This is a genomic window from Microcoleus sp. S13C4 (genome assembly GCF_036700865.1).
GTDB lineage: Bacteria > Cyanobacteriota > Cyanobacteriia > Cyanobacteriales > Microcoleaceae > Microcoleus.
Genome location: NZ_JAUBPS010000118.1, coordinates 1 through 8,519, shown reverse-complemented (window position 1 = coordinate 8,519; position 8,519 = coordinate 1). Strand labels below are relative to the sequence as shown.

The 8,519-nt window shown below is 46.3% G+C and carries 5 protein-coding genes and 1 pseudogene; 5 read left to right on the top strand and 1 reads right to left on the bottom strand.

The window, feature by feature from the left end; translation table 11 throughout:
- The coding region (locus tag QT996_RS27365) for a hypothetical protein (protein ID WP_333050536.1) at nucleotides 1-2,379 on the bottom strand (2,379 nt) is incomplete at its 3' end.
- Between the two features lie 170 nt (nucleotides 2,380-2,549).
- On the opposite strand from QT996_RS27365, the gene QT996_RS27360 reads away from it, so the two are divergent.
- The 5 genes and pseudogenes from QT996_RS27360 to QT996_RS27340 all read left to right on the top strand — a co-directional run.
- Nucleotides 2,550-2,672, top strand: coding sequence for a hypothetical protein (locus QT996_RS27360; RefSeq protein ID WP_333050534.1), 123 nt, complete (start codon nucleotides 2,550-2,552; stop codon nucleotides 2,670-2,672).
- 70 nt (nucleotides 2,673-2,742) lie between these two features.
- Nucleotides 2,743-5,226: a zinc metalloprotease HtpX gene (locus tag QT996_RS27355; protein WP_333050533.1), complete on the top strand. Its 2,484-nt coding sequence runs from the start codon at nucleotides 2,743-2,745 to the stop codon at nucleotides 5,224-5,226.
- Between the two features lie 22 nt (nucleotides 5,227-5,248).
- Complete coding sequence (locus QT996_RS27350) at nucleotides 5,249-5,392, top strand: hypothetical protein (RefSeq protein ID WP_333050532.1); 144 nt, start codon at nucleotides 5,249-5,251, stop codon at nucleotides 5,390-5,392.
- A 986-nt stretch (nucleotides 5,393-6,378) separates the two neighbouring features.
- Entirely contained in the window at nucleotides 6,379-6,945 is a 567-nt protein-coding gene (locus tag QT996_RS27345; RefSeq protein WP_333050530.1) for an RNA-binding protein, read from the top strand.
- A 450-nt stretch (nucleotides 6,946-7,395) separates the two neighbouring features.
- Nucleotides 7,396-8,416 (top strand): annotated as a pseudogene (locus tag QT996_RS27340) (IS5 family transposase); the annotation flags it as partial.
- Between the last annotated feature and the right edge of the window lie 103 nt (nucleotides 8,417-8,519).

The window sequence follows — 8,519 nt, the reverse complement described above, 5'->3', positions numbered from 1 at the left end:
GTAAGACTGTTTTGCCGCCTCAAATTCACTTAGCTTTGCTTGCAAATCACCCAGATATCGCAGCGCATTCCCTTTGTTGGTGAGAACCCAGATATCATCCGGTGCAATAATTAAAGCAGAATTATAAGCGGCGATCGTATCAAAGTAAAACTGTTTTGCTGCCTCAAATTCACTTAGCTTTGCTTGCAATTTACCCAGACTTTGCAGCGCATTCCCTTTGTTGATGAGAGCACCGATCAAATTCGGTGCAATAAGTAAAGCAGAATTCACAGCCGCGATCGCCTCAAAGTAAGACTGTTTTGCCGCCTCAAATTCACTTAGCTTTGCTTGCAAATCACCCAGATATCGCAGCGCATTCCCTTTGTGGGTGAGAGCCCCGATATCATCCGGTGCAATAATTAAAGCAGAATTATAGGCTGCGATCGCCTCAAAGTAAGACTGTTTTGCCGCCTCAAATTCACTTAGCTTTGCTTGCAATTTACTCAGACTTTGCAGCGCAATCCCTTTGCCGTTAAGAGCATTGATATAATCCGGTGCAATAAGTAAAGCAGAATTATAGGCTGCAACTGCCTCTAAATATTCCTGTCTTGCTTCTACATATCGAGCAAACTGAGCAGAATAATTTCCTTCCGAGTGCGAAATTCTGCCCAGCCAATAATCACTTTTAATCCACAACTCATCTCTCACTCCCAGCAGTGACTCACATACCCCGTAAAGACTCCGCCGCAACGCTCCCTCAAACACCTCTTCCCATTCCTTCACACCCCGCTCCCAATCCAAGCGATTAGCATGAAAAATTGCCTCAGCCGCATCCCTCACTTCCCAATAATGCCCCTCTAAAACTTCATGAGCTCTGCGAGTTTTCGGATTATCCCGATCGGCATCCAAACGCCGCAATAAATCGTGAATCCGATACCAATTATCCCCTCGCTTCTGCGATTTCCACACAAAGGAAAAACCCGTCAAAATCTCAAAATTTGCACTGCTTGCTTGGAAGTGACAATCTGCTCCCAATTTCACGTACAAATCTTCATCAAAAGCGCGGCAAGCGCTCAGAGAATGCACGGCAGATCGTACTTCTCGATCGACATAACTCAGCAACCGATCTGTTAATTCCGCTGTCTTGTTTTCCAACTTCGGAATCCGCGCAAAATCCGACGACAGCAACTCAATTCCCCGCCTTCTTTCTGCCAGCACCGCATCCGCACACAAACCCAAATAAAACGGATGTACCTGCAAATTCTCCCAATTATCATCGGGATTGACGCTGGCATATCTAATTACAGCATCTGCCAAATCAGCCTTGTCAATCTCCACTTTGTGCAAGTAATCCCTCGCATCATCCGGCGACAAATGCCACACCAATTGTGCATCTATATAATCTGCGGGAATCGGAAACTTCGACGCATTCGGCCACCGCAATTGCGTCACCGGACAATCTCGCCCCGCCACAGCAACCACAATCCCCAATTTGTAATCCAATGCCCTCAACAACCGCCGAAACCACTCATCTTGATACCAAAAAGTTGCGCCTTGAGAATTGCGTTTTTCATCCCACATTTTCTCGTGAGTATCGAACAGCATCACGAGGCGATCGGGTTTATTTCTACCAGCCATTGCCGCATTCAAATCCCCAGCAAACAATTTCGGCAAACAGTCCGTTAACTCAGTATCAATATCTTTCCGCCGAATTTCATCTGCCTTTTCGTCGCTGACACCCAAGCGGTTTTGAATTAATTTCATCGCCCGCTTGATGCCGCCCAATTTATCTATCCCTTTCAGCACCGCCACAGCTTGCGCCACCACCGGAAAGCCTGCCAAAGTTTCAACTACAGGTGTCAGCAATTCCATGACATCATCGGGAAAAAGTTGGTTGAGAGTTGCTTCAGCCTCGCCTTTGTTCAGCAAATACCAAAAGCAAGCAAAATCGTAATTGGGAAATTTAAATTTATATTTTTTTGCTGATGCTGCTACATTTCGCCGCAGCATCAGCAAGCCGTAAAATCTATCTTGCGGTTTATCTTCTTTAATCGATATCAATCCGAAATCGTGCGTGACTGCGGGTATGGAAGTATAGGTTTTAGGTGCTGCATTGCGGACGAATTCGGCAATTTCGGCGGCCCTTGGTTCGGGAATTTGGCGCAATCTTTGCCAGACTTCCGGCGAAAATCTTTTGCAGCAGTGAAACTGCAAGTGTTTGAGCAGCAATGACTTGCCGTTGCCTCCATCGCCGTAAAAATACAAAATTTGTTCGCGGGGCGGGTCTTCGTTTAAATAAAAGGCAAATCGGCGGGTAAATTCGTGTCTGTCTGTGAATAGTTGGAGCTTGCGATCGTCCCCGATCAATTCGCTTTCAAAATCTTCGTCGTCAATTGGCATAAGTGTGCAGGTGAGGTGTTAATTTAATTATAAGCAAAAATTAGATGGGTTCGGTGATTGAAATCTCGTCTCCACAAACTTTAGTTTCTCTCTAATAGACTAAGAGATCGAGGAAGTATTTAACCCGGATTTAGCATAAATCTTCAGTCCTCATAGCCAGGACTTTAGCTTTGACGCAGGGGTTTAAACTCCTGCCCGATCGCTGCGATCGTCCGCTGGGAGTGGCCGAAAGTTTGACTATTAAGCGGTTTCAACCGCCGAATAAACTGCAACAAATGGTGACAGAGAAATAGAGCTGTGTTAGAACAGCTATCGATCGACCACCCAAGCTATCTTAGAAAGGACGCTAGCGAAAGCACAGTCATGGCACCTCCCACTAATCCAAATCCGGCGGATTCATCTGCAAAACAGTCTCTAGAGGCTGGGCTAGCAGCTTTGAAACAGCAGGATTACCCCACCGCGATCGCCCTTTTAGAATCCGTTACCCAAACCGCAGCTAATGGGCCGTCGGGAATCCGCGCGCAGATGGGGTTGGTGGCTGCGTACAAAGCAACCGGTAATGTCAAAAAGGCGATCGCCCTGTGCTCTTCCCTCGCCAAAAGTCCCAACTCTCAAGTCAAAACTTGGGCCGATCGCGTTTTAACAGAATTAACCCCCCCTCGCCCCCCAAAACCACCGGAAAATAAACCAAAATCCGCAGAGACTCCCCCCGAAACAGGCTTTGTCGCCTTTGATGCAGGAACAAAATCGGCGAAAAAATCGATTGAGGGCGATCGGCCGAGCGCAGATACAAAAACAGGATTTTTACCTTTAGAGCCTGCTGTAGAGCCTGGAAACGCCAAATCCCAACCCATTTCCCCGCCACCTCCACCCCCCACAAGCCAGACTTCTGAACCGGAAAACTCGACCGAAACCGCACCCGATACAGAAATTAGCGGCGAAAATAGTTCCGGTTCCCCAACAGATATTCCCGGAGTCGCCAGCCCAGATACTTACCAACTCACTTGGCGCGAAGCAGGGCGCGCGAAAAGCCCGCGCCCGCTCAAACCGCTGAAGTTGCTGGAGTTTCGGCTGCAAGCCGTTGCAAGTGCGATCGCCCTATTTTTCCTAGCCCGGTTTGTCCTGCAATTCCTGCTGACAAACACTAATTCTCTGTTGGTTCAGCTTTACATATTCAGTAGACTGCCTATTTTCGCGCCGATTCAGCTTTTTTACCGCGATCCAACTCCGTTTGTTCAGATGGTGTTTGGATTGCTTTTGGCCTCGTCTCCGTGGCTGATAGACGCGCTGCTGAAACTGTTTTGCGACATCGAAACTCTGCGCGGGTCAGTTTTATCCAAGCACAGCAAGGAAGCTAGTCGGGTACTGCGAAGTTATTGTACGAAGCAAAATATGCCGGTGCCGGTGCTGAAACTCTTGCCGCTGAATGTTCCTGTAGCTTTCAGTTACGGCTGTTTGCCCCGTTTTGCTCGGATTGCTGTGAGTCGGGGGCTGTTGGAACAATTGACGGATGATGAAATTGCTACTATTTTCGCGCGGGAGTTGGGCCATATCTCTCACTGGGATTTTGCGCCGATGTCGCTGGCGCTGCTGGTGATTCAGATTCCTTACTTGATTTATTGGCAGGTGGCGCACTGGCAAGAGCGGTTGTGTGATTTAATGACGATCGAGTTTTTGCGTTCTGCTGTCAAGTTTGTGGCCGCTGCAATTTCTGCTATTAGTTACGGGATTTATAAGTTGTTGCGCTGGCCGATGTTGTGGCTGTCGCGCAGCAGAGTGTATTTTAGCGATCGCACTGCTGCAGAAATTACGGGTAATCCTAACGGTTTGACGCGGGCCTTGTCTAAAATTGCGATCGGCATTGCTGATAATATCGAGCAGCAAAAACAAACTAGCTTTTTCCTCGAAAGTTTCGATCTATTGTTACCCGTAGGTGTTGGACAAGCTGTAAGCCTTGGTTCTGCTGCATTACACGCGCCGCTAGAACAGATTTTGCTGTGGGATGTCAGCAATCGCGAGCGCAATTGGTTGACGGTTAACCGCGCGCATCCTTTGCTGGGAGAGCGTTTGAAGCTGTTGGCTCTTTATGCTCAATTCTGGAAGCTAGAGACAGAGTTAGATTTGGCAAACGCGGGAGTGCAAGAACAACCCAGGAAAGGAAAATTGTCTCTGTTTAAGTCAATACTCGAATTTAAAGATTCAAAACTATTTTTACAGGGTGCGCCGTTTTTTGGAATTCCGATGAGTTTGGCGATAGTCGGGGTGCTTTGGCTGATTGGGGGGATTTTTTCGAGGACGAGTATTTGGCAGTTGGATTGGCTTTGGGGCGATCGATCGATTATTTGGGGCTGTTTGCCGATCGGATTTAGCATCGGTACTTTGATGCGGATCAATTATTTCTTCCCGGATATTATACCCCGAGAAACCGCTTCACCGAGTTTGCCGGAAATTTTGTCAAATCCCGAGAGTTTGCCGCTGGATGCTGAACCGGTGCGGCTGGAAGGGCAACTTTTAGGTCGATCGGGTATGAGTAATTGGCTGGGACAAGATTTGATTTTGCAAACGGCGACAGGGTTGGTGAGGTTGCACTATGTTTCGAGGTTTGGCTACATTGGCTCTTTGTGGCCATTTTTGTTCAAAGAGACTACTCGCCCTAGTGATTTGATCGGAACATCTGTTGTGGCGACTGGTTGGCTGCGCCGGGGTGCTACTGTGGCGATCGACCTTGAAAGTCTCCGCAGTCAAGGAGGGAGAGTCAGTGACAGCGGACATCCGATTTGGTCTGCGATTTTGGCTTTTGCTGCTGCTATTTGGGGCGCATACATTATTATCCAAGGGCCAAGGTGAGGAATAGTTATCGGATTGTGGCGTGAATCGCCAACAACGCGCATCCTCGATCGGTTTTGAGTTAAACAGCGGATTGGCGATGTTCTCGGTGCTGGTGGCGCAGCCTACTATTCATTGGTGTCAACGTAACGTCAAACCTAGTACCTGTCTGCTGTTTGACGATTAGGGTGCGATCCCCCCTAGCCCCCTTAATAAGGGGGGACAAGAAATATCCTCAAAACCCCCCTTCTTAAGGGGGATTTAGGGGGATCTAGACTCCGGTAAAAACGAGATTTATCAAGGGTTTTAGCCTTAAGTTGACACTAAGGCCTACACTCTTCTTCCTTCTTGCCTCTTTTTTCGTAAAGAAAAGTTGCTTTTTTGCCAGCATTCTGTTACATTAGTTTACATAAATTGGATTGAACCAAATAGCGCGATAACTTCTGTTGGCTAAAATCCCTTAAGGCATTGCGTAAAAATTGTCAACATCCCAACACAGCAAGTACAGCCAGCCGCTTGTCGGCTGTTTTTTTTCGACCGCTATTTTTGCTGTGCGCGATGAATTCTCAAAAGTGATTCAGATGTGGTTTCCGTTAAATTCAGACTGAAATCTTCCTAAATAACTAGCTCTGTTACCAAGGCTGTGATACCTTTAAAGAATGCTCGGACTCTGCCGGGCCCGATTTAAGGGATAGCGGGTAAGTGAGTAGTTCTCAGCATTAGGAGCGAGATTAGGAACGAGGTAAGATTACTGGCTGAAAAAATGTTAGCCATTTTATCCATCACTGTATTAAACTGAATACTGGCATTCCGATCGCTTGCAATTGACACATCCTTGGACATAAATTTCTACACGGCGCTGGCTATAAACATTCTGAATCAAAACCGGAAGCAAGTAATACAGAATAGCCAATAGCCTAAACATTTGAGTGATGACTAAAAGTTTACACAACAACCTGAGATTTAAAAGCTCTCTGCATAGGCGGTTAAGTTCCGGCCTTATCAGAGTCAATCATCTTTTTGTTCTAAAAGGTGGGGGGAGCTGTCAAGGTTGGTGGGAGGAATGCGCCAATTCTCGGGTTATGTGGTGTTTGCCTGAAGTCAATATTCAGTTGACTTCAGGGAATTCTGTTCGAGCAAATTAATTAAAATCCAAGTCTGGAGGAATTTTTCATGTCTATTCGTCTTTATGTTGGCAACCTACCCAAAGAACTCGATCGCCTAGAATTGCAAGAAGTTTTTGCACCGGAGGGCGAATCTGTTACCACAAAGGTAATTACCGATCGCAAAACTGGTAAATGCAGAGGATTTGGTTTTGTGACGGTGCTAACCGACGAACAAGCCGACCAAGTTATTGAAAAATACAACGGCTTGATGTTCAAAGAAAACCCGCTGAAAATAGAGAAGGCATTGCCCCGCTCTAAGGGTAAATCTGAAAAGGGCGAAGACGATCAACAGCAGTCGCCGCAGTCACCGCAGTTGGTGTCGGCGTCGGCGTCTGTGCCTATGCCTGTACCTGCGCCGCAGCAACAGCAGCGCTCGTCGGCTCCTCCTACCCAAGGTGGAGGCGGTTCCAGCAAAAGCAATCGCCGTCGGGGTGACAACAACAAGTCTCGCCGCAATCAGTCAGCAACAACGGTGTCGAGCGCTGATTCCGGCTCGGTGCAGCCAGATCCGCGCTGGGCGAGTGCTCTGGAAGAACTCAAGCAAAGATTGGTGGAAGCTCAGACTACTAATTAGTCGAAAATGGCGGCTAATTGCTGCTGCCTCTCGACTGTGGTTGACTGAATGTATCTGGAAGTGCGATCGAGAATGGGTCAAAAAACCCTGTTCTCGATCGCACTCTTTTATGGTAAAAAACCTCTAATATCTAGCAGTGCGGTACAATAACCGCGATCGGGCAAGTAATGAAAACTCAAGTCCTGACTACCAACCTGTTTGATTTTGGTCGAGCGACCGGACACGATGTCATATCCTGAGAATGGTTGGCAAAAAAAGCCCGTTTCTATGAAAATATAGGGTTAAGCAGCGAGACATTTAGAAAGAAACCCGGTTTTTAGCCCCCCTAAATAGGGCTTGCTGAAAATAAGCGAAAAGCTGACGGTACAAGGCTTATAGAAGTCTTACAAGGGCAAAGAGGACACGAAAAAGAGGTAAAATTGGAAATCGTCGTGCATTTATGAAGGAAAAATGTATCGAAAGTTACAAAACCCCCTGGAACCAGAAAAAGCCTTTGAACTTCCCTTTGAGGGCAAGCTGTGTGAAGAAAATCGTTGGGTAGTTCTGGCAAACCTAATTCCGGGCGTCAGAATTTGAGGAAGAATATGCCCAGAATTTCTCCGAGGAAATGGGAGCGCCAGCCAAACCCTTTCGGATGGCACTGGGAGCGTTAATCATCAAAGAAAAATTGGGAATTAGCGACAGAGAAACAGTCGAACAAATTAAGGAAAACCCTTACTTACAGTATTTTATCGGAGAAAATAGTTATCGGAAGGAAGCGCTTTTTGACGCTTCAATGATGGTTCATTTTCGACAAAGAATCGGTCAGTCTCTGCTTAAAAAAATCAATCGAAAAATTGTCCAACAAGGTCGAGGATTCAAGCCGGAGGAACCCAGCGCAAAAAAGTCAGAAGAAGCCGAAAGACCAAAAGAAAATAGAGGAAAGCTATTAATAGATGCAACGGTAGCACCTGCCGATATCAAATACCCCACCGATGTAGACCTGTTAAATCAAGCGAGAAAAACCACCGAACTCATCATAGACATCTTATATAAATCCCTGAAGGGCAACCTGGAGAAAAAACCCCGAACTTACAGAAAAAACGCCAGAAAATATTATCTAAAATTCGCCAAAAATAGGAAGCCCTCTGGAAAAGAAAGGAGAAATGCCGTTAAAAAACAGCTCCAATATATCAAACGAAATTTGGGACATATTGAGCAATTAATCGAAACAGGTGCTAGGCTCGAACTCTTAAGCAGAAGGCAATACAGAAATTTGTTGGTATCTGGGGAAATTTACCGTCAACAGCAGTGGATGTGGTCAAATAATAAAAAAAGAATCGAACATCGAATTGTCAGTTTAACACAACCGCATATCCGTCCAATCGTCAGAGGCAAGTCAGGAAGTCCTACAGAATTCGGAGCCAAGTTATCAGTTAGTTGTGTAGAAGGATATGTATTCCTCGAAAAAATTAGCTGGGAAAACTATAATAGACCTCTTGCGAAAGTCTCAGGCGCTCTCTAATTTAGTCTTTAAAGAAAGTTCATAATTATAAATGCCAGCGATCAAATTAAATCTTAATCCGAAGCGCCTT

What these genes read in the sequence shown, in the direction of transcription:
- QT996_RS27345 (WP_333050530.1), top strand. Translation starts at nt 6,379, where the DNA reads ATGTCTATTCGTCTTTATGTTGGCAACCTACCCAAAGAACTCGATCGC.
- QT996_RS27355 (WP_333050533.1), top strand. Translation starts at nt 2,743, where the DNA reads ATGGCACCTCCCACTAATCCAAATCCGGCGGATTCATCTGCAAAACAG.